At 61.6% G+C, this 26,845-nt stretch carries 27 protein-coding genes and 1 other RNA gene; 13 read left to right on the top strand and 15 right to left on the bottom strand.

The window, feature by feature from the left end; translation table 11 throughout:
- Positions 1-98 precede the first annotated feature (98 nt).
- From KZX66_RS17590 to KZX66_RS17575, 4 genes are all read right to left on the bottom strand, one after another.
- Complete coding sequence (locus KZX66_RS17590; RefSeq protein ID WP_248081699.1) at positions 99-1,217, bottom strand: ABC transporter permease; 1,119 nt, start codon at positions 1,215-1,217, stop codon at positions 99-101.
- Entirely contained in the window at positions 1,217-3,934 is a 2,718-nt protein-coding gene (gene rbbA, locus KZX66_RS17585) for a ribosome-associated ATPase/putative transporter RbbA (protein ID WP_248081696.1), read from the bottom strand. The genes KZX66_RS17590 and rbbA overlap by 1 nt, the downstream gene beginning before the upstream one ends.
- Positions 3,931-4,896, bottom strand: coding sequence for a biotin/lipoyl-binding protein (locus tag KZX66_RS17580; protein ID WP_248081692.1), 966 nt, complete (start codon positions 4,894-4,896; stop codon positions 3,931-3,933). Before KZX66_RS17580 ends, rbbA begins: the two co-directional genes overlap by 4 nt.
- A 136-nt stretch (positions 4,897-5,032) precedes the next feature.
- Complete coding sequence (locus KZX66_RS17575) at positions 5,033-5,482, bottom strand: EVE domain-containing protein (protein ID WP_248081689.1); 450 nt, start codon at positions 5,480-5,482, stop codon at positions 5,033-5,035.
- Positions 5,483-5,677: 195 nt separating this feature from the next.
- On the opposite strand from KZX66_RS17575, the gene KZX66_RS17570 reads away from it, so the two are divergent.
- Positions 5,678-5,827 (top strand): hypothetical protein, encoded by a 150-nt coding sequence (locus KZX66_RS17570; protein WP_092355790.1) that lies wholly within the window; start codon positions 5,678-5,680, stop codon positions 5,825-5,827.
- A 24-nt stretch (positions 5,828-5,851) separates the two neighbouring features.
- Here the strand turns inward: KZX66_RS17570 and KZX66_RS17565 are convergent, their stop codons facing one another.
- The 4 genes from KZX66_RS17565 to KZX66_RS17550 form a co-directional block, all read right to left on the bottom strand.
- Positions 5,852-6,466 (bottom strand): 5-formyltetrahydrofolate cyclo-ligase, encoded by a 615-nt coding sequence (locus tag KZX66_RS17565; RefSeq protein WP_248081686.1) that lies wholly within the window; start codon positions 6,464-6,466, stop codon positions 5,852-5,854.
- A 57-nt stretch (positions 6,467-6,523) separates the two neighbouring features.
- A non-coding RNA gene (gene ssrS, locus KZX66_RS17560) (6S RNA) lies at positions 6,524-6,702 on the bottom strand.
- 30 nt (positions 6,703-6,732) lie between these two features.
- Complete coding sequence (locus KZX66_RS17555; RefSeq protein ID WP_248081685.1) at positions 6,733-7,050, bottom strand: cell division protein ZapA; 318 nt, start codon at positions 7,048-7,050, stop codon at positions 6,733-6,735.
- On the bottom strand, positions 7,047-7,256 hold the full coding sequence (locus KZX66_RS17550; RefSeq protein WP_007982902.1) for a TIGR02449 family protein: 210 nt from the start codon (positions 7,254-7,256) through the stop codon (positions 7,047-7,049). The genes KZX66_RS17555 and KZX66_RS17550 overlap by 4 nt, the downstream gene beginning before the upstream one ends.
- Before the next feature lie 139 nt (positions 7,257-7,395).
- Here KZX66_RS17550 and KZX66_RS17545 point away from each other — a divergent pair, with 139 nt between their 5' ends.
- The 9 genes from KZX66_RS17545 to gcvH all read left to right on the top strand — a co-directional run bounded on the left by KZX66_RS17545 (position 7,396) and on the right by gcvH (position 16,650).
- Complete coding sequence (locus tag KZX66_RS17545; RefSeq protein ID WP_248081684.1) at positions 7,396-7,953, top strand: YecA family protein; 558 nt, start codon at positions 7,396-7,398, stop codon at positions 7,951-7,953.
- Positions 7,954-7,973: 20 nt separating this feature from the next.
- Entirely contained in the window at positions 7,974-9,296 is a 1,323-nt protein-coding gene (pepP, locus tag KZX66_RS17540) for a Xaa-Pro aminopeptidase (protein WP_248081683.1), read from the top strand.
- Positions 9,293-10,480 (top strand): 2-octaprenyl-6-methoxyphenyl hydroxylase, encoded by a 1,188-nt coding sequence (gene ubiH, locus KZX66_RS17535; protein ID WP_248081681.1) that lies wholly within the window; start codon positions 9,293-9,295, stop codon positions 10,478-10,480. The genes pepP and ubiH overlap by 4 nt, the downstream gene beginning before the upstream one ends.
- A complete protein-coding gene (locus KZX66_RS17530) occupies positions 10,473-10,958 on the top strand; it encodes a DUF4442 domain-containing protein (RefSeq protein WP_248081678.1) in 486 nt (161 codons plus the stop codon). The genes ubiH and KZX66_RS17530 overlap by 8 nt, the downstream gene beginning before the upstream one ends.
- A gap of 9 nt (positions 10,959-10,967) precedes the next feature.
- A complete protein-coding gene (locus KZX66_RS17525; RefSeq protein ID WP_248081838.1) occupies positions 10,968-12,185 on the top strand; it encodes a 2-octaprenyl-3-methyl-6-methoxy-1,4-benzoquinol hydroxylase in 1,218 nt (405 codons plus the stop codon).
- Between the two features lie 95 nt (positions 12,186-12,280).
- Positions 12,281-13,285: an extracellular solute-binding protein gene (locus KZX66_RS17520; RefSeq protein WP_248081675.1), complete on the top strand. Its 1,005-nt coding sequence runs from the start codon at positions 12,281-12,283 to the stop codon at positions 13,283-13,285.
- Positions 13,286-13,360: 75 nt separating this feature from the next.
- The gene (locus KZX66_RS17515) at positions 13,361-14,977 is read left to right on the top strand and encodes an iron ABC transporter permease (RefSeq protein WP_248081672.1); all 1,617 of its coding nucleotides are present in this window, start codon (positions 13,361-13,363) and stop codon (positions 14,975-14,977) included.
- 156 nt (positions 14,978-15,133) lie between these two features.
- Positions 15,134-16,216 carry a glycine cleavage system aminomethyltransferase GcvT gene (gene gcvT, locus KZX66_RS17510; RefSeq protein WP_248081669.1) on the top strand — a complete coding sequence of 361 codons (1,083 nt, stop codon included), beginning with the start codon at positions 15,134-15,136 and terminating at the stop codon, positions 16,214-16,216.
- A gap of 50 nt (positions 16,217-16,266) precedes the next feature.
- Positions 16,267-16,650 carry a glycine cleavage system protein GcvH gene (gene gcvH, locus KZX66_RS17505; protein ID WP_248081667.1) on the top strand — a complete coding sequence of 128 codons (384 nt, stop codon included), beginning with the start codon at positions 16,267-16,269 and terminating at the stop codon, positions 16,648-16,650.
- Positions 16,651-16,715: 65 nt separating this feature from the next.
- Here gcvH and KZX66_RS17500 read toward each other — a convergent pair whose 3' ends face one another.
- From KZX66_RS17500 to KZX66_RS17475, 6 genes are all read right to left on the bottom strand, one after another.
- Positions 16,716-17,858: a DegT/DnrJ/EryC1/StrS aminotransferase family protein gene (locus KZX66_RS17500; protein WP_248081664.1), complete on the bottom strand. Its 1,143-nt coding sequence runs from the start codon at positions 17,856-17,858 to the stop codon at positions 16,716-16,718.
- Between the two features lie 163 nt (positions 17,859-18,021).
- A complete protein-coding gene (locus KZX66_RS17495; RefSeq protein WP_135290698.1) occupies positions 18,022-18,336 on the bottom strand; it encodes a DUF2388 domain-containing protein in 315 nt (104 codons plus the stop codon).
- 69 nt (positions 18,337-18,405) lie between these two features.
- On the bottom strand, positions 18,406-18,852 hold the full coding sequence (locus KZX66_RS17490) for an NfeD family protein (protein WP_248081663.1): 447 nt from the start codon (positions 18,850-18,852) through the stop codon (positions 18,406-18,408).
- A 4-nt stretch (positions 18,853-18,856) separates the two neighbouring features.
- Positions 18,857-19,777 (bottom strand): SPFH domain-containing protein, encoded by a 921-nt coding sequence (locus KZX66_RS17485; RefSeq protein WP_248081662.1) that lies wholly within the window; start codon positions 19,775-19,777, stop codon positions 18,857-18,859.
- A gap of 77 nt (positions 19,778-19,854) precedes the next feature.
- Positions 19,855-21,534, bottom strand: coding sequence for a GspE/PulE family protein (locus KZX66_RS17480; RefSeq protein WP_248081661.1), 1,680 nt, complete (start codon positions 21,532-21,534; stop codon positions 19,855-19,857).
- A gap of 82 nt (positions 21,535-21,616) precedes the next feature.
- Positions 21,617-21,955, bottom strand: coding sequence for a hypothetical protein (locus KZX66_RS17475; protein WP_248081660.1), 339 nt, complete (start codon positions 21,953-21,955; stop codon positions 21,617-21,619).
- Positions 21,956-22,082: 127 nt separating this feature from the next.
- On the opposite strand from KZX66_RS17475, the gene KZX66_RS17470 reads away from it, so the two are divergent.
- The gene (locus KZX66_RS17470; protein WP_248081659.1) at positions 22,083-22,553 is read left to right on the top strand and encodes an Lrp/AsnC family transcriptional regulator; all 471 of its coding nucleotides are present in this window, start codon (positions 22,083-22,085) and stop codon (positions 22,551-22,553) included.
- 21 nt (positions 22,554-22,574) lie between these two features.
- Here the strand turns inward: KZX66_RS17470 and KZX66_RS17465 are convergent, their stop codons facing one another.
- Positions 22,575-23,942, bottom strand: a complete 1,368-nt coding sequence (locus KZX66_RS17465) for a CYTH domain-containing protein (protein ID WP_248081658.1) — start codon at positions 23,940-23,942, stop codon at positions 22,575-22,577.
- Between the two features lie 158 nt (positions 23,943-24,100).
- Between KZX66_RS17465 and argE the strand changes: the two genes are divergently transcribed.
- Both argE and argA read left to right on the top strand, forming a co-directional pair.
- Positions 24,101-25,249 (top strand): acetylornithine deacetylase, encoded by a 1,149-nt coding sequence (argE, locus tag KZX66_RS17460; RefSeq protein WP_248081656.1) that lies wholly within the window; start codon positions 24,101-24,103, stop codon positions 25,247-25,249.
- Positions 25,250-25,388: 139 nt separating this feature from the next.
- Positions 25,389-26,690 (top strand): amino-acid N-acetyltransferase, encoded by a 1,302-nt coding sequence (gene argA, locus KZX66_RS17455; protein WP_248081654.1) that lies wholly within the window; start codon positions 25,389-25,391, stop codon positions 26,688-26,690.
- Positions 26,691-26,845: the final 155 nt, after the last annotated feature.

Here is a 26,845-nt window from a genome sequence, read left to right as displayed (position 1 = left end):
AGAAGGTCCTCTGGCATGGGCGGACCCCGGATTCTGCCAAAGCCTGCCTTGGGCGACGACTGGCCGTTCGGACAGGTGTGGGTGCGGATGTGTCCGGATCAGGACGCCAGGCTTTTGCGGAACCTGGCCAGTGCCACCGCAAAGAACAGCAAGCCAATTGCCGCCAGCGCCAGCAGGTCCGGCCACACCACGCTCGCGCTCGCATCCCGGAACAGGATCGCCGCACTCAGGCTGACAAAATGTGTCGACGGCGAGCCCTGCATGACCCACTGCAGCCAGTCGGGCATGCTGTCCAGCGGCGTACTGCCGCCGGAAAGCAGCAGCATGGGGATAATCACCGGGATCGCCAGCAAGCCGAACTGCGGCGTCGAGCGGGCGAGCGTGGCGAGGAAGATCCCCAGGGCGGTGCTGGCAAACAGGTACAGGGCCGTCACCAGCAGAAACAGGCTCAGCGAACCGGCCAGCGGCACGCCGAGCAAGCCTTTGACCACCACCTCCAAGGAGACCCATGTGCACAGCACCACCACCAACATGTTGCTCCAGATTTTCGCCAGCATGATTTCCAGGGCGGTCAGCGGCAGCACCAGCAGATGGTCGAGGGTGCCGTGTTCGCGCTCACGCAACAGCGCAGTGCCAGTGAGGACGATCGCGAGGATGGTGATGTTGTTGACGATCTGGATCACTGCCAGGAACCAGCCGCCTTCCAGGTTGGTATTAAACAACGCGCGGGTGGTCAGCCGTGCCGGCGAGGCGCTGGCGGTGTCGGCCTGGCCGCTGTAGTCAAGCAGCTCGCCCTGGAAGATCCGCCCGATGTAGCCGGCGCCCATAAACGCTTGGCTCATGGCCGTGGCGTCGACGTTCACCTGCACGCCCGGCTCGCGACCTGCCAACAGGTCCGCCTGGAAGTTGGCCGGTACATTGACCACGAAGGTGTACTGGCCGCTGTCCATTACCTTGTCCAGTTGGTCGTAGGCCAGTGGCGCCGGTGCCTGGAACTCCGGCGGTTGCAGGGCCTCGGCCATCTGCCGTGAGAGTGCGCTGTGATCTTCATCGACAAACGCCACGCTGGCGTTGTGCACGCCGATCACAGACCCGGCGGCAGGCATGTAGATGGCGACGGTGAAGGCATAGAACAGAAACAGCAGCAGCACGCTGTCGTGGCGCAGGCTGGTGAGTTCCTTGATTCCCAGGCGCAGAATATGCGCGAACTTATGCATCACACCTCCTGCTTCTTGAGCATCACCAGGCTCAGCCCGGTGAACCCGACGAAAAACCCGAACAGCGCCAGGCATTGCGGCCACAGTTGGCGCAGGTCCAGGGCCTTGGTGAAGGTGCCTACCGCGATATCCAAGAAGTGACCGGCCGGAAACAGCGTGCCCATCAGCGCAGCCGCCCCTTCCAGGGACGAGCGCGGCACGATCAGTCCGGAAAACTGGATGGTCGGCAGGCTGGTGATGATCATGGTGCCGAGGATGGCCGCGATCTGCGTGCGGGTGAACGCGGAAATCAGCAGACCCATGCTGGTGGTGGCCAGCACGTACAGCAGGCCGCCGAACGCCAGCGTCAGGCCGCTGCCCTTGAACGGCACACCAAACAGCCAACGGTTCATCGCCACCAGCAGCGCCAGGTTGACCAGGCTTACGGCCAGGTAAGGTGCTTGTTTGCCCAGCAGGAACTCCAGGCGTGTGAGCGGCGTGGCGTAAAAGTTGGTGATCGAGCCCAGCTCCTTCTCGCGCACGATGCCCAATGCGGTGAGCATCGCCGGGATAAACGCCAGGATCAGCGCCATCACGCCGGGACCGATGGCGTTCACACTGACCACGTCCTGGTTATAACGAAAGCGGGTTTCCAGCTTGGCGCCGGCCTGGGTACTGCGCGGCAGGCTGCTCAGTTCGGCCAGTTGCTGCAGGTTGCCCTGATGCACGGCTTCTACATAATTGCGGCTGGTTTCTGCGCGAAACGGCATGCCGCCGTCGAGCCAGGCGGCGACCGTGGGTTGGCGACCGGCGTAGAGGTCGCGACCAAACCCCGGCGGAATCTCCAGAGCCAGTTTGATTTCCGAGCGTTGCAGGCGCCGGTGTAATTCATTGGCGTCCTGGATTGGCGCTTGCTCGGCGAAGTAGCGCGAGCTGCGAAAGGCCTCCAGGTAGGCGCGGCTCTGCGGTGTCTGGTCCTGGTCGTAGACGGCGAAGGCGAGGTTTTCCACGTCCAGGGAGATGCCGTAGCCGAAGATCACCATCATGAACATCGCGCCGAGCAGGGCAAAGGCCATGCGCACTTTATCGCGCAGCAGTTCTTTGCCTTCACGGCTGGCCACGGCCAACAAGCGGGGCAGGCTGAAGCCGCGTTTGCCGATGGGGGGCGGGCCCGTTTCGCTGACGGTGTTGGCTGGCGCTGTGGGTTCGGGTTCACCCTGAGCCTGTTCCAGGCACGTGACGAACGCCGCTTCCAGGGTGTCGCCGTGGAACTGCTGCTGCAAGGCATCAGGGGTGTCGCAGGCCAGCACCTTGCCCGCGTGCATCAATGAGATGCGGTCGCAGCGCTGGGCCTCATTCATAAAGTGGGTGGACAGGAAGATGGTCACGCCTTGCTCGCGCGACAGTTCGACCAGCAGCCGCCAGAAATCATCCCGCGCCGCCGGGTCGACGCCCGAGGTCGGCTCATCGAGGATCAGCACTTCCGGGCGATGCAGCACCGCCACGGCCAGGGACAGGCGCTGGCGCAGGCCCAGGGGCAACTCGCCGGAGGGTTGTTCGGCCACCGCGCCCAGGTCAAAGCGCTGGATCAACTCCTCGATACGCCGGCCACTGTCGGCCTTGGGCAGGTCGAACAGCTGTGCGTGCAATACCAGGTTCTGGCGCACGCTGAGTTCGCCATACAGCGAGAAGCTCTGTGACATGAAACCCACGCGTTTGCGGGTGGCCAGGTCCTTGGCGTTCACCGGATTGCCGAGCAACGTCGCGCTGCCTTCGGTGGCGGGCATCAGGCCGGTGAGGACTTTCATGGTGGTGGTCTTGCCGCAACCGTTGGAGCCGAGGAAGCCGAAAATCTCCCCCCGGCCGATCGCAAAGCTGACCTTGTCCACCGCCGTGAAATCACCGAAGCGCAGCGTCAGGTCGTGGGCTTCGATGGCGATATCGTGGCTGTCGCCTTCACGCGGCGGTATCACCAGCGGCTGGTTGTCATGGGCGCTGTCGCCCTGGAAGTGAGTGAAGGCCTCGTCCAGCTTGCCGCTCGGCGTCGCTGCGGCAAGTTCGCAACTGAGGCCGTCGGCGATCAGTTTGCCGCGGTCGAGCATCAGGCAATGTTCGAACTGCTCGGCTTCTTCCATGTAGGCCGTGGCCACCAGCAGTGTCAGTTGCGGGCGTTCACTGCGTACGGTGTCGACCAGCTCCCAGAAGCGTCGACGTGACAGTGGGTCGACGCCGGTGGTGGGCTCATCGAGGATCAACAGGTCCGGGTCATGAATGAGCGCGCAGCACAGGCCGAGTTTTTGCTTCATGCCGCCCGAGAGTTTGCCCGCCGGGCGCTCGGCAAAGCGCGCCAGGTCGGTGGCCTGCAGCAGATTGTGCATGCGCAGGTTGCAGTCGGCGGTGGACAAGCCGAACAGGGTGGCGAAGAAACGGATGTTCTCGCTGATCGACAGCTCTGGATACAGGTTGCCGCCCAGGCCCTGCGGCATAAAGGCGATGCGCGGGTACAGGCTGTTGCGGTGCCGACGGTCCGCGATGGAACCGCCAAGCACTTGCAGTTCGCCGGCCTGGAGCTTTTTAATCCCGGCGATCAGTCCCAGCAGGCTCGACTTCCCCGCACCGTCCGGGCCGATCAGCCCGCAGCGTGTGCCGGCGGGCAGGCTGAAGGTGACATCGATCAGCGCCTGTTGCTGGCCGTAACGGTGCTTGATATCCGTGGCGTGCAGCGCCAGGCCGGTCATTGCAGGTTGGCCGGCCAGTCGATATCCGCAGTGCGCACGTAACCTGCACCCGGCATGCCGGGCTTGGCTTGAGGCACGGCGCTGGGTTGGGTCAGGCGCAGTTTGACGCGGAACACCAGTTTCTGGCGCTCGTCACGGGTTTCCACTTCTTTGGGGGTGAACTGCGATTTGGCGGCGACAAAGCTGATTTTCGCCGGCAACGGTTGCTGGGGCAGGGCGTCGAGCAGGATCCGCGCGTCGCTGCCGACGGTCAGGCGACCGGTGACGGAGGCGGGCAGGTAAAGGTTCATGTACTGATCACTGGGATCGATCAGCAGCAACACCCGTCCGCCCGCGCCAAGGACTTCGCCGGGCTCGGCCAGGCGCAGTTGGATGATCCCATCGATGGGCGCGCGCAGGCTGCTGTCGTCGATTTCACTGGTGAGCTGGGCGACCTGGGCCTGGGCGGCGCCGATGGTGGCCTTGACCGCATTGACCTGGGCTTGGGCAGCGACCACGGCGGCGTTGCCGGTGTTCTGGCGCGCTTGCTGCTGGTCAATCAATTGGCTGCTGGCGAAGCCGCGTTTGTACAGCTCCTGGGTGCGCCTGAGTTCCTGGCTGGCCAGCAGTTGTTCGCTTTGGCGCAGTTGCACATTGGCTTCGGCGGCGGAGAAGTTTTCCTTGGCGCGCAGCACCTCGGCTTCAGCCTGGGCGCGCTGGGCTTCCAGGGTGCGGGTATCCATGCGCGCCAGCACCTGGCCCTTGAGCACCTTATCGCCTTCGTCCACCCGCACCTCGGCCAGACGCCCGGGGATCTTGGCGGCGATCTGCACTTCGGTCGATTCCAGGCGCCCATTGCCCATGCTCAGGCCTTCGGGCAAGCGGTCCTGGGTGGAGCGCCAGTAACCGAAGCCGCCGGCGCCCACCAGCAGAGCGATCAGTGCGATGGCGAAAACGCGAGAGGTGTGATGGTGCGTCGACATGGCGGCTTCCTGCGGCATTAGCGTCCTAGTTTGACCGGTGCTGCCCTGTAGGCGTTGATGCCGATCAAATGAAGCGCAAGCCTAACCCGGTTAAGCCGTAGATGCATGCGCCGGGGGCGTGACTGCAGGGTTCTGGTCAGCGCAGCGCCAGCACCGCCGACCATTGTTCGGCGGTCACCGGCATCACTGACAGCCGGCTGCCTTTTTGCACCAGCGGTAATTCGGCGAGGGCGGTTTGCTGTTTGAGGAGCCTCAAACCCAGCACCTTGGGAAACGTTTGGACGTGGCAGACGTTAATTGCAGTCCACGGGTTTTTCTCGGGGGTTGCCTTGGCGTCGAAGTAGTGGCTGTCCGGCTCCAGTGCGGTCGGGTCCGGGTAGGCGGCCTCGATGATTTTGCCGATGCCGGCAATGCCAGGCTCAGGGCAACTGGAGTGATAGAAGAAAAATTGGTCACCCACGGCCATGGCGCGCAGGAAGTTGCGCGCCTGGTAGTTGCGCACGCCATCCCAGCGGGCTTCGCCAAGTTTTTCCAGGCCTTTGATAGAGAGTTCGTCGGGCTCGGATTTCATCAGCCAGTAGGCCATTCTTGGGCTCCTGAAAAAGGCAGTGGGCAAGTTGTCAGGCAATTTGATGACAAACCGACGGTCGGTTGGCGTCAAGGTTTGCGTGTTGGTTCACGTTATCGCAGAATGCCGGGATTTTAAGCTTGACGCAGCTGCAACGGACTACTTTGGAACGTTGTTGTCATCGTGTACGAGGTGCCTGAAGGGGGGCAATCGATGCAACGTAAACCGGATTTACTATGGATTTTGGTGATTTTGTTTGGTCTGGGCGTCGTGACCACCGGGTATGCGCAAAGCTTGTGGTCGAACAAGACCGATGCGCCGGTTGAGCTGACTCAACAGCAGCCGCAACCTTTCAAGCGTTAACCCTTCCTTCCAGAACGCCGCTGCTTACAGCGGCGTTTTTGCGATGTACCACTGCCTGTCGGTGACGGTGCCCGCCAACGGCACATCCCAGCTGGCCTGTGCCAATCGATCGACTTTCTGACATTCGTGGGCCAGGCCCAACAGCGTCGGCTTGCGCCAGTTTTGGCGGCGTGCCATGTACGCCAGGCTGCGGTCGTAGAAACCGCCACCCATGCCCAGACGGCCACCCTCGTCATCGAACCCCACCAACGGCAGCAATACCAGGTCCAGCGCCCACACCTGGCGTTGGCAGGCCGCGTTGACCCGTGGCTCCAGAATGCGAAAGCGATTGGGAGACAGTTTTTCCCCTGGTCGCACGCGCTGGAACACCATCTTGGTACGCGGCCATGCGCTCAGTACCGGCAGGTAAGTGGCCTTGCCCCGGCGCTGAGCGGCACGCAGCAGCAATCGCGGATCGATTTCACCGTCCGTCGGCAGGTATAGGGAGATATGTTTGGCCCGGCGAAACAGCGGGTGCTGTGCCAGTTGGCGATACAGGCCATGGGCGGCCTGGCGCTGTTCGCTCGGCGTGAGCGCGCGGCGGGCCTTGCGCAACATGCGTCGAAGGTGCGGACGGGACAGCGGCGCAGGTTCGGTCATGGTTTTCGGCTCTTAAAACAATGCCAGTCCGAAGACTGGCATTGAGTTTGGGAATTCAGGCTCCCCGACAGAGCCGCTGTCGACTTAGCCCTTGAACCCGAAAGTTCAAGGTGGAAGATGCAGTAGGCTTTAAGGCTTTCCGTCTAGCGGACATGCACACCAGCCCAACGTGCAACTTCCAGGGTAGTGCGAATCGGCTCAGGGACATCGCCGACTGGCAAACACGCCAGGGAGTGGGGCGAGTATACCTTAAACGGACGCGGCAATCAGCCCTTGGGTGTGTCCGAGTCGGTGGAAAGCGCCAGATCCACGCGTTCGAGCAGGTCACGAACTTGCTCTCGGGTCGAACCGCTGGCCTGTACGTCAGGGCGTTCCTGCTTGTGCAGCAGGTCATGGGTAATGTTCAGCGCGGCCATTACGGCGATACGGTCGGCGCCGATGACTTTGCCGCTGCTGCGGATTTCACGCATCTTGCCATCCAGGTAGCGGGCGGCGCTCACCAGGTTGTTGCGCTCTTCCTGGGGACAGATGATCGAATATTCTTTGTCGAGGATCTGCACGGTGACGCTATTGCTTGAACTCATGAGTCTTGCTCCAGGGCCTTCAGGCGCGAAATCATCGATTCGACCTTACGCCGGGCGATTTCGTTTTTTTCAATGAGGTGAGCGCGTTCCTCGCGCCAGGTCTTTTCCTGAGCTAATAGGAGTCCGTTTTGACTCTTAAGTTGCTCGACCCGAGTAATTAGCAATTCGAGTCTGGCCATCAGCGCTTGCAGGTCGGTGTCTTCCATTGGGTTCCACTGGATTTTGTCTGATGAATGGCAACTGCAGGATAAACGATCTGACGCCCTTGATAGTCTTGGTACGTCTGCCGGTGCTAGGATACAGCGCTCCATTCTAGACATTGCGCCGTCTGGCGCCTAGCTCACCATGCCCATTCAGAACTCCCCGTACGATGCTTTTTCCAAACTGCTGAGCGCCAGCGGTCACCCTTGCTCGCCTGCCGAACTGCACGGCGTGTTGCTGGGCCGCAGTTGCACCGGTGTCGGCTTTGATGCCGACAACTGGCTGGCCGATGTGGCCGAACTGCTGGAAACCGAACCGACCGAGAACGTGCGTAACGCACTGATCGGCCTGCAAGAGATGGTCAAGGGCGAACTGACCGGCGACGACGTCACCGTGGTCCTGCTGCTGCCGACCGATGACGCACCGCTCACCGAACGTGCCGCTGCACTGGGCCAATGGTGCCAGGGCTTCCTCCACGGTTTCGGCGTGAATGCCGGTGGCCTCGAGCTGAGCACCGACGCCAAGGAAGTGTTGCAGGACCTCGCCGCGATTTCCCAGGTGCAAGATGCACTGGAAGAGTCCGAAGACGGTGAAGGCGACTACATGGAAGTCATGGAATACCTGCGCGTCGCGCCATTGCTGCTGTTCACCGAGACCAAGAAGTCCGCTGAACCTGCAGCACCCAAGCCGTCGCTGCATTAAGAAAGGAAACCCATTTGCCCATGATCCATATCCCTAAAGCGGAATACACCCGGCGCCGCAAGGCGCTCATGGCGCAGATGGAACCCAACAGCATCGCGATCCTGCCGGCTGCCGCCGTGGCGATCCGCAACCGCGATGTGGAGCACGTCTACCGCCAGGACAGCGATTTCCAGTACCTGAGCGGCTTCCCCGAGCCCCAGGCGGTGATCGTGCTGATGCCCGGTCGCCAGCACGGCGAGTACGTGCTGTTCTGCCGTGAACGCAACGCCGAACGCGAATTGTGGGACGGCCTGCGTGCCGGCACCGAAGGTGCGATCCGTGTGTTCGGCGCCGACGATGCCTTCCCCATCACCGATATCGACGACATCCTGCCCGGCCTGATCGAAGGCCGCGACCGGGTCTATTCGGCCATGGGCAGCAACGCCGAATTCGATCGGCACCTGATGGAGTGGATCAATGTGATCCGCTCTAAAGCGCACCTTGGCGCCCAGCCGCCGAACGAATTCGTTGCCCTGGATCATTTGCTCCACGACATGCGCCTGTATAAATCGGCGGCGGAAGTGAAGGTGATGCGCGAAGCCGCACGGATCTCCTGCGCGGCCCATGTAAAGGCGATGCAAGCCTGCCGCGCCGGCCTCTACGAATTCAGCCTCGAGGCCGAGCTGGATTATGAGTTCCGCAAAGGCGGCGCGAAAATGCCCGCCTATGGCTCTATCGTCGCCGCCGGGCGCAACAGTTGCATCCTGCATTACCAGCAGAATGACGCGCTGCTCAAGGACGGCGACCTGGTGCTGATCGACGCCGGGTGCGAAATCGACTGCTACGCCAGTGACATCACCCGCACCTGGCCGGTCAATGGCAAGTTTTCGCCTGAGCAAAAAGCTATCTACGAGGTTGTGCTGGCCTCCCAGGAAGCCGCCTTTGCCGAGATCGCGCCGAACAAACATTGGAACCAGGCCCATGAGGCCACCGTGCGGGTCATCACCGCGGGGCTGGTGAAGCTGGGTTTGCTGCAAGGTGATATCGATGAACTGATCGCCAGCGAAGCCTACAAACCCTTCTATATGCACCGCGCCGGCCATTGGCTGGGCATGGATGTGCATGACGTGGGCGAGTACCGAGTGGGTGGTGAATGGCGCGTGCTGGAAGTCGGCATGGCGTTGACCGTGGAGCCGGGGATCTACATCTCGCCGGACAACACCAGCGTGGCAAAGAAATGGCGTGGCATTGGCGTGCGCATCGAGGACGACGTGATAGTGACCAAACAAGGCTGTGAGATTCTGACCAGCGGCGTGCCCAAGACTGTCGCCGAGATTGAAGCCCTGATGGCGGCTGCGCGATGAGTCGGGTCAACCTGGCGATCATCGGCGGCGGTCTGGTCGGTGCGAGCCTGGCGCTGGCATTGCAGGCGGGGGCCAAGGCGCGGGGCTGGAAGATCATGCTGATCGAACCCTTCGCGCCGGGTGACAGCTATCAGCCAAGCTACGATGCGCGCTCCTCGGCGCTTTCGTTCGGCGCCCGGCAGATCTATCAGCGCCTGGGTGTGTGGCAGGCTATTTCCCCGCGTGCCGAGCCGATCAAACAGATTCACGTGTCGGACAAAGGCCGCTTCTCCACCGCGCGCTTGTCCGCCATGGAGGAGGGCGTGCCGGCCCTGGGCTATGTGGTGGAAAACGCCTGGCTCGGCCAATGCCTGTGGCAGGGCCTGGATAAAGATGTGGTGAGCTGGCGCTGCCCTGCGGAAGTCTCGCGCCTGGAGCCACTGCCCGACGGCTACCGCCTGACCCTCAACGACGAAACCGTGCTGGAGTGCGACCTTGCGGTGCTCGCCGATGGCGGCCGCTCCGGCTTGCGCGAGCAATTGGGCATTGGCGTGAAAACCCGGCCTTATAACCAGAGCGCGTTGATCGCCAATATCACCCCGAGTGAATCCCACAACGGCGAAGCCTTCGAACGCTTTACCGATGAGGGGCCGATGGCCTTGCTGCCGCTGCCGGATAACCGCTGCGCACTGGTGTGGACCCGTATCGGCATGGACGCCCAGCGCCTGGCCGGCCTCGATGAGCGCAGTTTTCTGAGCGAATTGCAGGATGTGTTCGGCTATCGCCTGGGCACCCTCAAGCAAGTCGGCGCGCGACATTTGTATCCGCTGACCCTGGTGGAGGCCGAAGAGCAAGTGCGTTCGCACCTGGCTATCCTCGGCAATGCCGCCCACAGCCTGCACCCGATTGCCGGGCAGGGGTTCAACCTGTCCCTGCGCGATGCCAACGCCCTGGCCGAGGCCTTGCTGGCCGGGCCGGCGGTACCAGGTGACCTGGCGACCCTGCAGGCCTATCGCGAGCGTCAGCGGCTGGACCAGCAGTTGACCGTGGGCTTCTCCGATCAGGTCACGCGCCTGTTCGGCAGCGCCCAGCCGCTGGTGGCGTTCGGGCGCAGCATGGGCCTGTTGGGCCTGGACTTGTTGCCGCCGGCCAAGCGCTGGTTCGCCCGTCAGGCCATGGGCCTGGGTACGCGTCCCGATGCGTAAGTGGCTGGTTGAGCGTCTGGGCAAGGCGCGGTTGTTGCGCTGGGTCATGACCCTGTACCCGCCGTACCTGGGGGCCGGGGTCAGTGTGCAGCACATGAGTGCGGATTTTCGTCATGTCAAAGTGCGCATGGGCCTGGGCTGGTACAACCGTAACTATGTCGGCACCCAGTTCGGCGGCAGCCTTTATTCGATGGTCGATCCGTTCTACATGCTGATGCTGATGGAGAACCTGGGTCGCGATTACATCGTGTGGGACAAGGCCGCGAGCATCGACTTTATCTCGCCGGGCAAAGGCCCGGTATATGCGGAATTTTTCATCGATGACGCTTTGCTGGATGAAGTGCGTCGACAGACCGAAGGTGGCGAGAAGTACCTGCCCCACCTCAAGGTCCAGATTCATGACGGCTCCGGCACCCTGGTGGCGCGGGTCGACAAAACCCTTTACGTGCGGCGCAAGCCGCCAGCGAGACAGGCTTAAAGCATGGACATGCGCGCAGATGTGCTGATTGTCGGGGCCGGAATGGTCGGAAGCGCCCTGGCGCTGGCGTTACAGGGCAGCGGCCTGCACGTGCTGTTGCTCGACGGCAGCCCGCTGAGTGTCAAACCGTTCGACCGCGACGCGGCCTTCGAGCCGCGTGTGAGCGCGTTGTCGGCCGCCAGCCAGCGCATCCTCGAACGCCTGGGTGTGTGGGACGGCATCATTTCGCGCCGTGCCAGCCCGTATGGCGAGATGCAAGTGTGGGACGGCAGCGGCACCGGGCAGATCCACTTTGCGGCCGCCAGCGTGCATGCCGACGTGCTCGGGCATATCGTCGAAAACCGTGTGGTGCAGGATGCCTTGCTCGACCGTCTGCACGACTGCGACCTGGGCCTTTTGGCCAACTCGCGCCTGGAACAGATGCGCCGCTCCGGCGATGACTGGCTGCTGAGCCTGGCCGATGGCCGTACCTTGCGCGCACCGCTGGTGGTTGCCGCCGACGGTGCCAATTCCGCCGTACGTCGCCTCACCGGTACCGCGACCCGTGAGTGGGATTATCTGCACCACGCCATCGTCACCAGCGTGCGCAGTAGCCAGCCGCACCAGCGCACGGCCTGGCAGCGGTTTACCGATCACGGCCCGCTGGCGTTTTTGCCGCTGGAACGGGACGGGCAGGAAGATTGGTGCTCCATTGTCTGGTCGACCACGCCGGCTGAGTCCGAGCGCTTGATGGCGTTGGATGACGAACCGTTCTGCCGTGAACTGGAGCGCGCCTTCGAAGGGCGCCTAGGCACCGTGCTCAGTGCCGATCCGCGGGTCTGCGTGCCGTTGCGCCAGCGTCATGCCAAACGCTATGTGGCCGAAGGGCTGGCGTTGATCGGCGATGCGGCTCACGTGATCCATCCTTTGGCGGGGCAGGGCGTGAACCTGGGCTTTCTCGATGCGGCAGTGCTGGCCGAAGTGCTGTTGTCGGCCACTGAGCGCGGTGAGCGCCTGGCGGATGTGAAAGTGCTCAGCCGTTACGAGCGTCGGCGTATGCCGCACAACCTGGCGCTGATGGCCGCGATGGAAGGCTTTGAACGGCTGTTCCAGGCCGATCAACTGCCGTTGCGCTGGTTGCGTAATGCCGGCTTGAAGATGGTCGACCAGATGCCCGAAGCCAAGGCGGTATTTGTGCGCCAGGCCCTCGGATTGACCGGGGATCTGCCGGAGCTTGCCAGGCCCTGAGGCATCTGTGCAACATCTGGTAACGCCTCCGCCAAGCGTTACCAAATGTGAGTCCCTATCATTTGCGCTCCCTTTGCAAACGAGAGACCGCACCTATGTTGGCACCCAAGCGCCTTCTGACTGCCCTGGCACTCACCCTGATCGGCAGCACCACCGTGCAGGCAGCCGACGAAGTGGTGGTCTACTCCTCGCGCATCGACGAACTGATCAAGCCGGTGTTCGACGCCTACACCAAAAAGACCGGTGTGCAGGTCAAGTTCATCACCGACAAGGAAGCCCCGCTGATGCAGCGCATCAAGGCCGAGGGCGAAAACGCCACCGCCGACCTGCTGCTCACCGTCGATGCCGGCAACCTCTGGCAAGCCGAGCAGATGGGCATCCTGCAACCCTTCACCTCACCGGTGATCGACAAGAACATCCCCCTGCAATACCGCTCCTCCAAACACGCCTGGACCGGCTTGAGCCTGCGCGCGCGGACCATCGCCTATTCCACTGACCGGGTAAAACCGGCAGAGCTGACCACCTACGAAGCCCTGGCCGACCCGCAGTGGGCAGGACGTCTGTGCCTGCGTACGGCGAAAAAGGTCTACAACCAGTCGCTGACTGCGACCCTGATTGAAACCCACGGCGCGGCCAAGACCGAAGAAATCATCAAGGGCTGGGTGAATAACCTGTCCACCGACGTGTTTTCCGATGACATCGCTGTTCTGGAAGCGATCAACGCCGGGCAATGCGACGTGGGTATCGTCAACACCTACTACTATGGTCGTCTGCACAAGCAGAAGCCGGACCTGGCGGTGAAGCTGTTCTGGCCGAACCAAGGCGACCGTGGTGTGCACGTGAACCTGTCGGGTATCGGCCTGACCAAGCACGCGCCACACCCGGAGGCTGCCAAGGCCCTGGTGGAGTGGATGACCACGCCTGAGGCGCAACAGATCTTTGCGGACGTGAACCAGGAGTTCCCGGCCAACCCGGCGGTACCGCCGTCGGCCGAAGTGGCCACCTGGGGCAAGTTTGTTGCGGACACCTTGCCGGTGGAAGTGGCGGGCAAGCGTCAGGCTGAGGCGATTCGGTTGATGGATCGGGCGGGCTGGAACTAAGTACAATCTGCGCGACACCGCAGGTCTAAATGTTAGCGGCGACTTCAAGATTTTCATTTTCATGAGAGTTTTTCCTTGGCCCACCCCGCCCAACGCCGTTGGTACCTGCCGGTCTTCACCGTCGCCGCCCTGGTGCTGCTGCCGCTGAGCGTGCTGTTGCTGTCCTGGCAAAGCATCGACCTGCAGATCTGGTCCCATCTCTGGGAAACCCAGATGCCGCGTCTGCTGGGCAATACCTTGACCCTTGTGCTCGGCGTTGGCATCGGCGTGACACTGCTGGGCGTCAGCCTTGCCTGGCTGACCAGCCTGTGTGAGTTCCCTGGGCGACGCTGGCTCGACTGGGCATTGATGCTGCCGTTCGCCATTCCGGCTTATGTGTTGGCCTTTGTATTTGTTGGCCTGCTGGACTTCTCGGGCCCGGTGCAAACCCTGCTGCGAGATTGGCTCGGCAGCGGCTTGCGGCTGCCGCGCGTGCGCTCCACCAGCGGCGTGATCATTGTGCTGGTGCTGGTGTTTTATCCCTACGTTTACCTGTTGGCGCGCAGCGCATTCCTATCCCAGGGCAAAGGCTTGATGGAGGCTGCACGGGTGCTGGGGCAATCGCCGTGGCAAGCGTTCTGGCGGGTGGCACTGCCGATGGCGCGGCCAGCGATCGGTGCCGGGGTTGCGCTGGCGTTGATGGAGACCCTGGCGGATTTCGGTGCGGTCTCGGTGTTCAATTTCGATACGTTCACCACGGCCATTTATAAGACCTGGTACGGCTTTTTCAGCCTGTCCAGCGCAGCCCAACTGGCCAGCCTGTTGCTGCTGGTGGTGATGCTGGTGCTGTACGGCGAACGCCGCGCACGGGGCGCCAGCCGCCCGAGCAACGAGCGACCACGGGGCAAGGCGCTGTACCACCTGACCGGTTTCAAGGCGACAGCGGCCAGTACCTGGTGTGGTCTGGTGTTCGCGTGTGCCTTTGTGATCCCGGTGCTGCAACTGGTCGCGTGGTTCTGGCAGCGCGGGCGGTTCGATCTGGATGAACGCTATGCGGGGCTGATCGTACATACCCTTTATCTTGGCGGCATTGCGGCGCTGATCACGGTGAGCGTGGTGCTGGTGCTGGCCTTCGCCAACCGTCTGGCGCCGACACGGGCGATTCGCTCCGGTATCAGTCTGGCCAACGTCGGCTATGCCTTGCCGGGCTCGGTGCTGGCAGTGTCGATCATGTTGGCCTTCAGCTACCTGGACCGTGAACTGGTGGTGCCGCTGTCGGGCTGGCTGGGCGGTGCGGGTAAGCCGTTGCTGCTGGGCAGCCTGTCGGCGCTGGTGCTGGCGTATCTGGTACGTTTTCTGGCGGTGGCCTACGGACCGTTGGAAAACAGCCTGGCACGCATCCGGCCTTCATTGCCGGAAGCCGCGCGCAGTCTCGGCGTGAGTGGACCACGACTGTTTTTCAAAGTGTATCTGCCGCTCTTGCTCCCCGGAACCTTGAGCGCGGCGTTGCTGGTGTTTGTCGATGTGCTCAAGGAAATGCCGGCCACCTTGCTGATGCGCCCGTTTGGCTGGGACACGCTGGCGGTGCGGATCTTTGAAATGACCAGCGAAGGCGAGTGGGCGCGGGCCTCTTTGCCGGCACTGACGCTGGTGCTGGTGGGCCTGCTGCCGGTCATTGGGTTGATTCGACGCTCTGCTCGACCCATCGGTTAGGTGCCAGTCCTACGGCTTGCGGCTACAATGCGCGGCATTCGGTGCGCTCCGCCTTTCGGATCGGGTCGCTGTACGTGGCTGTAGCCCTTGCTTTTCAGGGTTTTCAGCACGAACAGCAACGCTGCGCACCTTCGCCAAGCCCGGAAGGAGAAACCCATGGGACAGCGTACGCCTCTGTATGACCTGCATCTCGCCCTCGGCGCGAAAATGGTCGATTTTGGCGGTTGGGATATGCCTCTGCACTACGGCTCGCAAGTTGAAGAGCACCATCAGGTGCGACGCGACTGCGGGGTGTTCGATGTATCTCACATGACCGTGATCGATGTCACAGGCCCCCAGGCCAAGGAATGGCTGCAGCACTTGCTGGCCAATGATGTGGATCGTTTGCACGGCTGCGGCCGTGCGTTGTACAGCGCCATGCTCAACGAGCGCGGCGGCGTGGTGGACGACATGATCGTGTACCGCACCGAGGCCGCGTACCGGCTGGTGGTCAACGCCGCCACCCGTGATCAGGACATGGCCTGGATGCAAGCCCAACTGGGCAGCTATCAGGTGCAACTGCATGAGCGGTCGGAGTTGGCCATGCTCGCCATTCAAGGCCCCAATGCCCGGCAGAAAATTGCCGAACTGGTCACCCAATCGCGCGGTACCCTGATTCACCAGCTCAAGCCCTTTGAAGGCCAGGCCGATGGCGATTGGTTCATCGCCCGCACGGGTTACACCGGCGAAGACGGCCTGGAAATTGTCCTGCCGGCCGATCAGGCCCCAGGCTTTTTCAACGACCTGGTGGGCGCCGGTATTTCACCTATCGGCCTTGGCGCGCGGGACACCCTGCGCCTTGAAGCCGGCATGAACCTGTACGGCCAGGACATTCACCCGGACGTTTCGCCCTTGGCGGCGAACATGGCCTGGAGCATCGCTTGGGAGCCCGCCGCGCGTAATTTCATCGGCCGTGCAGCGCTGGAGGCCGAGTTGGCGGCCGGTGTGCAGTTCAAATTGGTTGGGCTGGTGCTGGAAGAGCGTGGTGTTTTACGGGCTCATCAGGTTGTTCGCATCGCCAATGTTGGCGAAGGAGAGATCACCAGTGGTAGTTTCTCTCCTACGCTTAGCAAATCCATTGCCCTGGCGCGTGTACCGACGGCGACTGCCGATCGGGCCGAAGTGGAAATCCGCGGCAAGTGGTACCCGGTTCGAGTGGTCAAACCGACCTTTGTGCGCCATGGCAAAACCTTGATCTAACCTTCCGGCAGGCCAATGGCCGCTGACACTTTTTCTTGAGGACACAGACTATGAGCAATATCCCTGCGGACCTGCGTTTTGCCGAAAGCCACGAATGGGCCCGTTTGGAAGCCGACGGTACTGTGACCGTCGGCATCTCCGACCATGCCCAGGAAGCGTTGGGGGATGTGGTGTTTGTTGAGCTGACAGAAGTGGGCAAGGTGTTTGCCGCTGGAGATCAATCGGGCGTAGTTGAGTCAGTGAAGGCCGCTTCGGATATCTACTCGCCGATTGCGGGCGAAGTGATTGCCGTGAACGAGGAACTGGGTGGCAGCCCTGAGCTGCTGAACTCCGACCCTTACGGCGCCTGGATCTTCAAGCTCAAGCCAAGCGACGCGGCTGAAATGGGCAAATTGCTGGATGCCGCCGGTTACAAATCCGCTATCGGCGAGTAAACGCAAGACCGATGTGGGAGGGCGCAAGCCTCCCTCCCACATTCAAGCGCGGCCGGTGGTGAGTGTCAGTTCGCTTTCAGCACTGCCTTGACCGCCGCCACCGACCGTTCCACGTCCGCCTCTGTCATCGCCGTAAACATCGGCAACGACACGATCAAACGCCCAACCCGCTCCGCCACTGGAAACATCCCCTCCTTGAACCCCTGCGCCCGATACAGGCTAAGCAGGTGAATCGACGGATAGTGATAGCCAATACCCACGCCTTGGGCTTGCATCTGCTCCATGAAGGTCGCGCGGGCGGGCAAGCCATCCTGGCGTTCCGGCAGCACCAGTTGGAACAGGTGCCAGTTGCTGTTTTCGAAATCTGCCGGGGGCAATTGCGCGCCATACCTTCCTTCAAAATCACTGCCAAAGCACTTGAAGTAGTGCCGCGCCAGGTTCTGGCGGTGGGCGGTGATCTGTTCGATGTGGGCAAACTGCCCCAGCCCGATGGCGGCGGCGATATCGGTCATGTTGAACTTGCCGCCCAATACGTCCACATCCAGGCCGTCGAAACCGCTGCGGGTCACGCCCTGCAAGCGGTATTTTTCTGCCAGGCGTGCCTCTTCGGCGTTATTCAACACCAGGCAACCGCCCTCGGAAGAGGTGATGTTCTTGTTGGCCTGAAAACTGAACGACACGAAGTCTCCCGTGGCACCGATACGCTCTCCATCCCAGCTGGAACCCAGGGCCTGGGCGGCATCCTCGACGATACGCAGGTTGTACTTGTTAGCCAGGGCGTAAAGCATCGGCATATCCACAGGCAGGCCGGCCAGGTACACCGGGATGATTGCCTTGGTGCGCGGCGTGATCGCCGCTTCCACCTGGGCCAGGTCGATATTGCGGGTGACCGGGTCGATATCGGCAAACACCGGTGTGGCGCCCACCTCCAGGATCACGTTCGCCGTGGCGACCCACGAGATCGGTGTGGTGATGACCTCATCCCCCGGCCCGATACCGGCGATGCGCAGGGCGATCTCCATGGTGCAGGTGCCAGAGTTGAACGTGCGCACCGGACGGCCGCCAAAGTACTCCGACAGCTGGGCCTCGAACGCCTGTACTTTCGGCCCGCTGGTGATCCAGCCCGAGCGAAGCACATCGCCTACCGCCGAAATAGTGGCTTCATCGATGGTAGGTTTGGAGAACGGCAGAAAGGGCTGTTGGCTCATAGCGACGAAGGCGTCCGTTTCAGATTGGCGATGAATGAGAGGCTTATCAGTGCGGGTATGGTTGCACGGCATGACTGAATATAGCCTGTCGCCTGTGAATGAATCGTCACGTCGCGGGCAAAAAAATGCCGCTGTAGCAGCGGCATTTTTTAAAGCAGGGGTATCACTCGGTGACAGCGTTTTTCGCGAGGATGGCGTTGGCCAGTTCCATGTCCGTGGCTTGCAGGCCAGGGTTCTCGGCGCGGACTTTTTGCATGGCGGCTTCCAGGTATGGGCCACGGATCCCGCCATCGCTGGCCACGAAGCTGCCCGCGTCGTCCTGGGCGGCAACTACCAGCTTGTGGTCCTTGAAGGTCAGGTACGTCGAGCCGGTGGTGGCGCCCGACGAGATGACATTGCGCCAGAAGCTATCGGCCATGGCTGAACCGACAGGAAGGGAAAGCACAGCGAGGGTTGCGACAGCATATTTGAGACGCATGATGGGTGACTCCGGTGGGGTTATCTGAGGGTTTTGATTGTAGATAGCGCAACCGAGTTCCATCACTGACTAAACAGTTTCAACTTTTAATATCACACCGTCCTGACCCACTACTCGGACTTGAGCGCCTACGGGGCTGTCCGGGCCGGTCACCATCCACACACCATCGCCGACTTTGACTTTGCCCCGGCCGTCCACGATGGCTTGATGCACCAGGAAGGTACGACCGATCAGCTCCGAACCCCGCTCATTCAGCCCCGGCTGATCACTGGCCTTGGCACTGCTGCGCTGGCGTTTCCACCAGTACACCGCCGTCAGTATCGACAGCACTGCGAACAGCAGCAGCTGCCACTCCAGACCAAGTGGCGGTACCAGGAACTTGATCACGCCCACGGCAGCTGCGGCGATACCCATCCACAACAGGTAACCACCGGCGCCGAATACCTCAAGAATCAGCAGCACCGTGCCCAGTGCCAGCCAATCCCAAAATGAAAGGTGCTGCAGGAAATCCCACATGGCCTCAGCCTTTCTTGTTATCGAACGTTGCCTTGACGATCTCGCCGATACCGCCGACCGCACCAATCACCTGGCTTGCTTCCAGCGGCATGAGAATCACCTTACTGTTGTTGGCAGAGGCCAGCTTGCCCAAGGCGTCGATGTATTTCTGGGCGACGAAGTAGTTGACCGCCTGCACGCTGCCCGACGCGATGGCTTGCGACACCACCTGCGTTGCACGCGCTTCTGCCTCGGCCTGACGTTCACGGGCCTCGGACTCCAAAAACGCCGCTTGCCGGCTGCCCTCGGCCTCGAGGATCTGCGCCTGCTTCTTGCCTTCGGCCGTCAGGATCGCCGATGCCCGCAGGCCCTCGGCTTCCAGGATTTGCGCACGCTTGATCCGCTCGGCTTTCATCTGGCCGGACATGGCGGCCATCAAGTCGGCGGGTGGGCTGATGTCTTTGATTTCGATACGCGTGATCTTGATGCCCCACGGTGCGGTGGCTTCGTCCACGGTTTTGAGCAGTTTCTCGTTAATGCCGTCGCGCTGACTGAGCATGGCGTCCAGTTCCATGGAGCCGAGTACCGTACGGATATTGGTTTGCAGCAGGTTGCGAATGGCATGTTCGAGGTTGTTGACCTCGTAGGCGGCCTGGGCGGTATTGACCACTTGGAAGAAGCACACAGCGTCGATCTGCACCGTGGCGTTGTCGGCCGTGATCACTTCCTGAGGCGGGATGTCCAGCACGCTTTCCATCACGTTGATCTTGCGACCAATGCGGTCCATGACTGGAATGATGATATTCAGGCCGGGCTTGAGCGTGTTGGTGTAGCGGCCAAAACGCTCGACCGTCCATTGGTAGCCCTGGGGTACTACCTTGAAGCCCATGAACAGGATGGCGATGGCCAAACCCACGAAAAGAAGCAGTACGGTTCCGATCTGCATGGCGATTCCCTATCTGATGGTGTCAGTGACACGATGTCCGGCCGATTGTAGCGGTGTTGTCACCGATAAGAACGGTTTCAAAGCGCTGCAAGCAAGGGTTTTGTTACTGAATCACCGGGCGTCACCCGTAATACCTCCGCCATGGTGGTCAGCCCTGCCTTCACCTTTCCCATGCCGGCTGTGCGCAGGTCACACATCCCTTGCTCAATCGCGGCCCTCCGTAACGACTGCACATCGGCGCCTGGCGTGATGAGCGCTTTGATCGCCTCGTTCAGCACCATGACCTCGTACACCCCTGCTCGGCCCCGATACCCGCTGTTTCGGCATTGCGCGCAGCCAATGGCCTCGTACACCTCACCCGCCGCCTTTTTGCAGTGGGGGCACAGCACGCGTACCAATCGCTGGGCCATCACTCCCAGCAAGGTGGCCTTGATCAAATAATGAGCAATACCCAGCTCCTGCAAACGGCTGATAGCGCTGGGTGCGTCGTTGGTGTGCAGCGTCGACAGCACCAGATGCCCGGTGAGCGCGGCCTGGATCGCCATTTCTGCGGTTTCCTGGTCGCGTATCTCGCCGATCATGATGATGTCGGGGTCTTGGCGCAGCAGGGCGCGGATGCCGCTGGCGAAGGTCAGGTCGATGTTGTGCTGCACCTGCATCTGGTTGAACGCCGGTTCGACCATTTCTATCGGGTCTTCCACCGTGCACAGGTTGACCTCGCGGGTCGCCAGTTGCTTGAGCGTTGTATAGAGGCTGCTGGTCTTGCCCGAGCCGGTGGGTCCGGTGACCAGAATGATGCCGCTGGTCTGGCAAGTCATGGCGTGCCAGCGCTGCTGGTCCTCGGCGGACAGGCCCAACTGATCGAAGTCCTTGAGCAGCACCTGAGGGTCGAAAATCCGCATCACCAGCTTTTCGCCGAAGGCGGTGGGCAAGGTCGACAGGCGCAACTCAACCTCGACACCCTCCGGGCTTTTGGTCTTGACCCGGCCGTCCTGAGGTCTGCGTTTTTCCGCGACGTTCATCCGGCCCAGGCTTTTCAGGCGGCTGACCACCGCCATCGTGACGTGAGGAGGGAATTGATACACATCGTGCAACAGCCCATCAATGCGAAAGCGCACCTGCCCCTGCTCACGGCAGGGTTCGACATGAATATCACTGGCGCGCTGGGCGAATGCGTACTGCAACAGCCAGTCGACGATATGGACGATATGCGCGTCGTTGGCGTCCGGCTCCTGGTCGCCGCTGCCAAGGTTAAGCAGGTCGAAGTTACCCGGCGCTGCCGCTTTTTGATCCGCACCGCTGACGGACTTTGCCAGCCGGTAAAACTCGCCGATACAGCGCTGGATTTCCTGAGGGTTGGCCACCACGCGCTTGATGGAACGCCTGAGCATCTGCGCCAGCCCGGCTTCCCAACCGGTCACATTGGGCTGGGCGCTGGCGACGGTGACGGTGTGCGCATCCACTGCGACGGCAAGAATGGCGTGGCGTTGGGCAAACCCTTGGGACATCAGCGGCACCAGCTTTGCCACATCGATCTTCAAGGGATCAATGCGCAAATAAGGTTGCCCGACATGCAGGGCAAGCCAATGGGTCAGGGTTTCCAGGCAGGGCCCCTGGGCTGCGATGCATTCCAGCGGGTGCTGGGTATTGCCGGCCGGCAGCGCGCACAAACGTTGAGCAATGTCGGCGGTGATAAGCCCGGCCTCGAGCAAAGGCGGCAGCAACGCATGCAGTTCCAATCGCTGATCAACAGACATGAAGGTGTTCCTGGATATCTTGGACGTCATCCCAGGCTAGTCGGCCCCTGAATATCCTCCCTTCACTGTGTATTGCAGGCTTTTACCGGGCGGCCGCAATGACCGCCTGAGGCCCGACGGAATCAGCCGAGCACACGTCCAGCGTGCACACGTTGATCAAGTTTCGAATCTTTTCGCCGATCACTTGGGCCCGGTGCCAGCTCAGGCCATCTATCACAATGTCGATATTCAACAGGCCGTCTGCGCGGGTTACGGTGACTTGGCTGGGCGTTAAAAACTGCAAAGCGAAAAAGTTGAGTACCCGACAGAGCACGTCAGGCTCGGCCTCGGCGGCGACCCTGTAATGGGCTTGGCAATGAGCAGTGCTGACGGCCCAGGCATCGACGCGACCGGTTGGGTGGTGGGTTTCGACGGCGTGCATGCTGATTCTCCAGATTCGACGGAAGAAATTTTTACATGCGCTTGCGGAGATTTCTTATCTAAGATGGGCTCGAATTGCACCTTATTGAATGAATCAATTCAAGGTAACGACCATAAAAGGTATTTTTATGCGCAGCGAGTTGGACGCTTACGACCGCCGTATCCTGGCCCTGCTACAAGAAGATGCGTCGCTCTCCAGTGCGCAGATCGCCGAGCAGGTCGGCCTGTCCCAGTCGCCATGTTGGCGGCGGATTCAGCGGCTCAAGGACGAGGGTGTGATTCGTGGCCAGGTGACGCTGCTGGACCGTAAGAAAATAGGCCTGAACACGCAGATTTTCGCCGAGGTCAAACTCAACGCCCACGGCCGATCCAACTTCACGGAGTTCACCGATGCCATTCGAGGTTTTCCGGAAGTATTGGAGTGCTATGTATTGATGGGCGCGGTGGATTTTTTACTGCGCATCGTGACGTCGGACATTGAGGCGTACGAGCGGTTTTTCTTCGAAAAACTGTCGATGGTGCCGGGGATTCAGGAGGTCAATTCGATTGTGGCGTTGTCCGAGATCAAATCGACCACCAGCCTGCCAGTGTTGCGCTGACAGGCTTGCCCGCAATGGCGATTACAGGCGCAGCAGCGTCTTCCACGCACGGTTCTGGTACACCGCAATCGCCTGATGCATCCGCGCATCCAGCGACTCATCGGTGATTGGCTGGTTGGCCAGTTGCGCCAACTTGTTCAGCTCGCCGTACAAGCGGTCCAGTTCCGGAATGTCCACCACATGACGTGCGTGGTGCAGCCAGGCCTGGATGCGTTCGATACGCGGCAGTTGCTCGGCCAAGTCTTCCGGTTGTTGCTGGTAGCGCGACAGTTGCAGCGCAACGGCGTCGTCGGCCAGCAGGCGTGGCAGCCAGTTGGTGATTTGCGCGGCGCCCTGGCGGTTGCCACGGACGTTACGCTCTGCGGTCCAACTGCGGGCCAGCAGCCAGCGCGAGGTGTTCAGCGAGAACAGGCCCCAGCGCACGTCTTGCAGTTCTTCGGCGAACTGCTCGGGCGCGGCTTTGCGGATGTCTTCGTCGTCATCACCGGCCTGTACCAGTGGGCGCCAGTCTTCCAGCAAGGCGTCCAGTGCACTGCGCAACTCGCTGGTGGATTGGCGCGGTGCGGCCTGGCCGAGGCTGCCGATCAGCGCGCGCAATTCACCGAGGTTGTCGACCCAGTCCTGCAGCAGGCGCCAGTGACCATTGAAGCGGTATTGCTCGGCCAGACGCTGGCTGCTGCCCAACAGGTGCCACATGATCGCGGCAAATGCGTCGTCCAACGGCATTTCGGCGTGGATCTGCGGCGCTGGCAGGCTCAACGAGTAGCTGCCGGCGTCATATAGACGGTAGCCGCGCTCAGCCTTGCTGATATCGCAGGGCATCAGGGCCAGGGTGGCTGCCAGTTCGGCGGCCAGTTCCAGCAGGGCCGCCGGCTCGCCTTCGCGCAGTTCCAGTTCCAGCTCGCAGATTTCTTCTTTCTGCTTGCCGACCACCACGTGGCCCAGGTCCAGGGCAGCTTCGATCACCACCTTGGCTTTGCCACGACCCCAGGCGATTTCAGCGCGTTCACGCACGAAATCGGTGGTGAAGATTGGCTTGAGGGTTTTTTTGTCCAACTCGGCCAGTTGCCCGGGCCAGCATTCGCCGTCGAGTTTTTTCACGTCGAGCTTGGCTTTGGGCAGATCCCAGTTGTACTCATTGCGTTCCGACAAGCCTGCGACGCTTTGGCCACGGGTCTTGAGGGTCTGGATGATCTCGTCACCGTCTTTGCGCAGGCGCAGGGCGACTTTGGCCTGGGCCAGGTCACGCTCTGGGGTGTCGAAATACTGGTTCATCAACTCACGGCGTTCCCAGCCACTTTTGTTGCGTTTTTTCAGTAGCGGGTGCTCACGCAGTGCGGCGAGTGTTTCGCGGCTGACGCGGAGCTTGATTTCGGTTTCTTTCTGCATGGCCGGAAAATCCAGGATCGGGAGCGCAGCCGGGGAAAAAGGTGGCTGCCAAGGCCGTGCAGTGTACAGGACTGAGCCCGGCAACGCGCCGCAACGGTTTATTGTGTCGTGCAGATGGTTCTATAGTGGGGTTCATCCGGGAAGTAGAGAGACCGCGCATGCCGTTACCCACCATGAAAGAGCAGTTCGCCGCGCTGATTGCCGCGCCCTCGGTCAGTTGCACTCAAGCGTCTCTCGACCAGACCAACCGCCCGGTGATCGATTTGCTCGCCGGTTGGCTGGGCGACCTGGGGTTTTCCATCGACATCCAGTCGGTCAGCCCCGGCAAGTTCAACCTGCTGGCAACGTTCGGCAGTGGGCCGGGCGGCCTGGTGCTGGCCGGCCATAGCGATACGGTGCCTTATGACGCGGCGCTATGGAAAACCGACCCGCTCAAGCTGACGGAAGTCGACGGCCGCTGGGTAGGATTGGGCAGTTGCGACATGAAGGGCTTTTTTGCTCTGGCGATCGAGGCGGTCTTGCCGCTGCTGGATCAGCCCTTCAAGCAACCATTGCTGATCCTGGCCACGTGCGATGAAGAAAGCTCGATGTCGGGCGCTCGTGCCCTGGCCGAGGCCGGTCGCCCGCTGGGCCGCGCGGCGGTGATCGGTGAGCCCACGGGCCTCAAGCCGATCCGCCTGCACAAAGGCGTGATGATGGAGCGCATCGACATCCTCGGGCAAAGCGGCCATTCGTCGGACCCAAGACTGGGCCACAGCGCCCTCGAAGCCATGCATGACGCCATCGGCGAATTGCGCGGCCTGCGTCTGGCCTGGCAGCGCGAATACCGCAATCCACAATTCAGCGTGCCGCAGCCAACGATGAACTTCGGCTGCATTCATGGTGGCGACAACCCCAACCGCATCTGCGGCCAGTGCTCTCTGGAGTTCGACTTGCGACCTTTGCCGGGCATGGACCCCGAGGTGCTGCGCGCGGCCATCCGGCAGAAGCTCGAACCTCTCGCCGAGCGCCATCAGGTCAAGATCGACTATGCGCCGCTGTTCCCCGCAGTGCCGCCGTTCGAGCAGGCTGAAGACGCTGAACTGGTGCGGGTCGCGGAACGATTGACCGGTCATCGTGCCGAAGCAGTAGCGTTCGGCACCGAAGCGCCTTATCTTCAGCGCCTTGGTTGTGAAACCCTGGTTTTGGGCCCTGGCGATATAGCCTGTGCTCACCAGCCGGGCGAATACCTCGAAATGTCACGCTTGACGCCTACAGTGCGTCTATTGCGAGAGCTGATCGAGCATTACTGCCTCAAGCCTGCATAAATTAACCCCTGCCTGTTCGTCCATAGAGACAAGGAGAGTGAGCGTGTCGCCAAGCCTGTTCCGACGATAACCATCAGCCCGCTGTGCGTTTTCACGATTCATCCTTTTTCGGCTGCTTTTTATTACAGGCCCAGGTGTTATGCCCGAATACGTCAATTGGCTTCGTCACGCTTCGCCCTACATCAACGCCCACCGCGACTGCACTTTTGTGGTCATGCTGCCCGGCGATGGTGTGGACCACCCCAATTTCGGCAATATCGTCCACGACCTGGTGCTGCTGCACAGCCTGGGTGTGCGTCTGGTTCTGGTCCACGGTTCGCGCCCGCAGATTGAAGCGCGCCTTGAGGCGCGCGGCCTTACCCCGGCTTACCACGAAGGCCTGCGCATCACGGATGCGGCAACGCTGGAGTGTGTGATCGACGCGGTTGGCCATCTGCGTATCGCGATCGAAGCGCGCTTGTCGATGGACATGGCCTCGTCGCCAATGCAGGGTTCGCGTCTGCGGGTGGCCAGCGGCAATCTGGTGACTGCGCGCCCGATCGGCGTGCTCGAAGGTGTGGATTACCACCACACCGGCGAAGTGCGCCGCGTCGATCGCAAAGGCATCAACCGTCTGCTGGACGAGCGCTCCATCGTGCTGCTGTCGCCCCTGGGTTATTCGCCCACCGGTGAGATCTTCAACCTGGCCTGCGAAGACGTCGCCACCCGCGCCGCCATCGACCTGGGGGCCGACAAACTGTTGCTGTTCGGCGCCGACCTCGGCCTGATCGATGAAAACGGTCGTCTGGTGCGCGAACTGCGCCCGCAACAGGTGCCGGCCCACCTGCAACGCCTGGGCAGCAGCAACTACCAGGCCGAACTGCTCGATGCGGCGGCCGAAGCCTGCCGGGGCGGGGTAGGGCGCAGTCATATCGTCAGCTATGCCGAAGACGGTGCGTTGCTCACCGAGCTGTTCACCCGCGACGGTGGCGGCACGCTGGTGGCGCAGGAGCAGTTCGAACTGGTACGCGAAGCGGCGATTGAAGACGTTGGCGGCTTGCTCGACCTGATCAGCCCGCTGGAAGAACAGGGCATTCTGGTACGCCGTTCGCGGGAAGTGCTGGAGCGTGAGATTGAGCAGTTCAGCGTGGTCGAGCGCGAGGGCATGATCATCGCGTGTGCGGCGCTGTATCAGATCGCCGACTCGGACGCGGGCGAGCTGGCGTGCCTGGCGGTCAACCCGGAGTATCGCCATGGCGGGCGCGGTGATGAGTTGCTGGAACGCATTGAAACCCGTGCCCGTGCCCAGGGCCTGAAGACCTTGTTCGTTCTCACCACCCGTACTGCCCACTGGTTCCGCGAGCGCGGTTTCGTGCCGAGCAGCGTCGACCGTCTGCCGTCGGCGCGGGCCTCGCTGTACAACTACCAGCGTAATTCGAAGATTTTCGAAAAGGCCCTGTAACCCCCGGTTTTGGGAGCACCCTCAGATCTGATTGCAGGAGCAAGCCTGCTTCTTCAGTCAGATCGCGGGTCGCTCTCAAACGCTGAATAGTCCGGCAGCGCCGTCTCAACCTTCCCCTGCTCCTTCAAGCATTTCGCTGTTTCCCGATCGCCTTC

Origin of the sequence: Pseudomonas sp. EYE_354 (assembly GCF_023148575.1) — a bacterium.
In the GTDB taxonomy this organism is placed as follows: domain Bacteria; phylum Pseudomonadota; class Gammaproteobacteria; order Pseudomonadales; family Pseudomonadaceae; genus Aquipseudomonas.
Note: the sequence above shows the minus strand (reverse complement) of the source record. Positions and strands in the feature narration are given on the sequence as shown.

Bases quoted from the DNA above. Each gene is read 5' to 3' on its own strand.
- KZX66_RS17590 (WP_248081699.1), bottom strand. From the start codon at position 1,217: ATGCATAAGTTCGCGCATATTCTGCGCCTGGGAATCAAGGAACTCACC.
- rbbA (WP_248081696.1), bottom strand. From the start codon at position 3,934: ATGACCGGCCTGGCGCTGCACGCCACGGATATCAAGCACCGTTACGGC.
- KZX66_RS17580 (WP_248081692.1), bottom strand. From the start codon at position 4,896: ATGTCGACGCACCATCACACCTCTCGCGTTTTCGCCATCGCACTGATC.
- KZX66_RS17575 (WP_248081689.1), bottom strand. From the start codon at position 5,482: ATGGCCTACTGGCTGATGAAATCCGAGCCCGACGAACTCTCTATCAAA.
- KZX66_RS17570 (WP_092355790.1), top strand. From the start codon at position 5,678: ATGCAACGTAAACCGGATTTACTATGGATTTTGGTGATTTTGTTTGGT.
- KZX66_RS17565 (WP_248081686.1), bottom strand. From the start codon at position 6,466: ATGACCGAACCTGCGCCGCTGTCCCGTCCGCACCTTCGACGCATGTTG.
- KZX66_RS17555 (WP_248081685.1), bottom strand. From the start codon at position 7,050: ATGAGTTCAAGCAATAGCGTCACCGTGCAGATCCTCGACAAAGAATAT.
- KZX66_RS17550 (WP_007982902.1), bottom strand. From the start codon at position 7,256: ATGGAAGACACCGACCTGCAAGCGCTGATGGCCAGACTCGAATTGCTA.
- KZX66_RS17545 (WP_248081684.1), top strand. From the start codon at position 7,396: ATGCCCATTCAGAACTCCCCGTACGATGCTTTTTCCAAACTGCTGAGC.
- pepP (WP_248081683.1), top strand. From the start codon at position 7,974: ATGATCCATATCCCTAAAGCGGAATACACCCGGCGCCGCAAGGCGCTC.
- ubiH (WP_248081681.1), top strand. From the start codon at position 9,293: ATGAGTCGGGTCAACCTGGCGATCATCGGCGGCGGTCTGGTCGGTGCG.
- KZX66_RS17530 (WP_248081678.1), top strand. From the start codon at position 10,473: ATGCGTAAGTGGCTGGTTGAGCGTCTGGGCAAGGCGCGGTTGTTGCGC.
- KZX66_RS17525 (WP_248081838.1), top strand. From the start codon at position 10,968: ATGCGCGCAGATGTGCTGATTGTCGGGGCCGGAATGGTCGGAAGCGCC.
- KZX66_RS17520 (WP_248081675.1), top strand. From the start codon at position 12,281: ATGTTGGCACCCAAGCGCCTTCTGACTGCCCTGGCACTCACCCTGATC.
- gcvT (WP_248081669.1), top strand. From the start codon at position 15,134: ATGGGACAGCGTACGCCTCTGTATGACCTGCATCTCGCCCTCGGCGCG.
- gcvH (WP_248081667.1), top strand. From the start codon at position 16,267: ATGAGCAATATCCCTGCGGACCTGCGTTTTGCCGAAAGCCACGAATGG.
- KZX66_RS17500 (WP_248081664.1), bottom strand. From the start codon at position 17,858: ATGAGCCAACAGCCCTTTCTGCCGTTCTCCAAACCTACCATCGATGAA.
- KZX66_RS17495 (WP_135290698.1), bottom strand. From the start codon at position 18,336: ATGCGTCTCAAATATGCTGTCGCAACCCTCGCTGTGCTTTCCCTTCCT.
- KZX66_RS17490 (WP_248081663.1), bottom strand. From the start codon at position 18,852: ATGTGGGATTTCCTGCAGCACCTTTCATTTTGGGATTGGCTGGCACTG.
- KZX66_RS17485 (WP_248081662.1), bottom strand. From the start codon at position 19,777: ATGCAGATCGGAACCGTACTGCTTCTTTTCGTGGGTTTGGCCATCGCC.
- KZX66_RS17480 (WP_248081661.1), bottom strand. From the start codon at position 21,534: ATGTCTGTTGATCAGCGATTGGAACTGCATGCGTTGCTGCCGCCTTTG.
- KZX66_RS17475 (WP_248081660.1), bottom strand. From the start codon at position 21,955: ATGCACGCCGTCGAAACCCACCACCCAACCGGTCGCGTCGATGCCTGG.
- KZX66_RS17470 (WP_248081659.1), top strand. From the start codon at position 22,083: ATGCGCAGCGAGTTGGACGCTTACGACCGCCGTATCCTGGCCCTGCTA.
- KZX66_RS17465 (WP_248081658.1), bottom strand. From the start codon at position 23,942: ATGCAGAAAGAAACCGAAATCAAGCTCCGCGTCAGCCGCGAAACACTC.
- argE (WP_248081656.1), top strand. From the start codon at position 24,101: ATGCCGTTACCCACCATGAAAGAGCAGTTCGCCGCGCTGATTGCCGCG.
- argA (WP_248081654.1), top strand. From the start codon at position 25,389: ATGCCCGAATACGTCAATTGGCTTCGTCACGCTTCGCCCTACATCAAC.